This is a genomic window from Clostridium sp., from assembly GCF_051650885.1.
Taxonomy (GTDB): domain Bacteria; phylum Bacillota; class Clostridia; order Clostridiales; family Clostridiaceae; genus Clostridium.
On the sequence record NZ_JBOFRG010000102.1, the window covers coordinates 1 to 1,732 of the forward strand.

Consider the following 1,732-nt stretch of genomic DNA (forward strand, 5'->3'; position numbering starts at 1 on the left):
CATTGATTTGTGAAGAAATGATAAGACAAAGACTTGAAGGAATGAAAAACTACAGAGGACAAGAGATTGGAGAAGCTTTCCCAAAACTTGTTTACCTTTTAGATGAGCATAACTGCTTAGAAGGTGGTAAGTATGATTACATAACTAAACTTGCTGCTAAATGTACAGTTAAAAGATTGGTTCCTGATTATCAAAGTGCTAAGATAATGAGAAAGAATTATGAAGGAAATACATTCCCACCAATGGGATGTCGTTCACATTTATCTCCTTGGAAGGATGAAAATGGAAACTATAAGTGGTATGGTAGATTTAATCAAGGTGTTGTAAGTCTTAACCTTCCTCAAATAGGAATACTTGCTCAAGGTGATATGGAGCTTTTCTGGAAGATTTTTGATGAAAGATTAGACCTTTGTCGTGAAGCTTTACTTACAAGACATAAAATGCTTCTTGGTATTCCATCTGATGCTAGTCCAATTCACTGGCAATATGGTGGTATAGCTAGACTTAAGAAAGGTGAAAAAATTGATAAACTTCTTAAAGATGGTTATTCAACAATTTCACTTGGATATGTTGGTATATGTGAATTAACTTATGCAATGCTTGGACAGTCTCATACTACTCCTGAAGGAGAAAAGTTTGCTTTAGAAGTTATGAATCATATGAATGATAAATGTACTGAATGGAAAAATGAAACTGGTTTAGCATTTGGTCTTTACGGAACTCCTGCTGAAAGTCTTATTTATAGATTCTGTAGAGTTGATACAGCTAGATTTGGAAAAATCAAAAATGTTACTGATAGACTTTACTATACAAACTCATATCATGTTCATGTTTGTGAAGAAATTGATGCATTTACTAAGCTTAAATTTGAATCACAATTCCATGATATAAGCTTAGGTGGTTGTATTTCATATATTGAAGTACCTGATATGAGTAAGAACGTTGAAGCTGTTGAAGATATACTTAACTTTATATATCACAACATTCAATATGCTGAAATCAACACAAAACCAGATGTATGCTATAAATGTGGCTTCACTGGAGAAATAGAATTAAACAAAGAAGATTTAACTTGGCATTGTCCATCTTGCGGAAATAGCGATCAAGATGAAATGCAAGTTATGAGAAGAACTTGTGGGTTAACACTATAGGCTCACATTAAATTGCCGAAACTGCTGGAACCCCCTTAGAGCTACATAAGCTACAACATAACTGGAAACAGTAAGTGTGAATGCTTGAAAATTATGTAGATTGGGCAATCAGCATCCAAGCCTATTATTTTTAATGGGAAGGTTCAGAGACTATAATGGCAACATAATATAAATTATGAAGGTATAGTCCACTCCCTGAATAAATATAACGAAAGTTAGGGTATACTAAGGATATAGGAACAAATTTCTGGAATAAAGGAAGAACTCAAGAAATCGGAGAGCGTGTTCTTCATTTATAATTAAAAATTTAAAATTAAGAATGAAAAATTATATTTGATTTTTCATTCTTTCTGCTATATAGGAGTGATTTTAATGAATTATGCACAAATAAGAAAATTTGACGTTACTAATGGGCCTGGGGTTAGAACTACTCTTTTTGTAAGTGGTTGTACTCATAAATGTAAGGGCTGTTTTAATGATGTTCAACAAGATTTTAATTATGGTAATACTTTTACTAAAGAAACTGAAGAAAACTTCATTAAAGCTGCTTCTAATCCTCAAATTAAAGGTGTTAGCATTCT

General features: G+C 32.4%; 2 protein-coding genes. Both read left to right on the forward strand.

The annotated features are described in order from the left end of the window. Nucleotides 1–1,151, forward strand: a 1,151-nt coding sequence (nrdD, locus tag ACRC28_RS04840) for an anaerobic ribonucleoside-triphosphate reductase (protein ID WP_438542324.1), incomplete at its 5' end; no start/stop codon positions are given. A 372-nt stretch (nucleotides 1,152–1,523) separates the two neighbouring features. Continuing rightward, nucleotides 1,524–1,732 (forward strand): 4Fe-4S cluster-binding domain-containing protein (locus tag ACRC28_RS04845; RefSeq protein WP_438542325.1); only part of this gene is annotated, 209 nt, incomplete at its 3' end.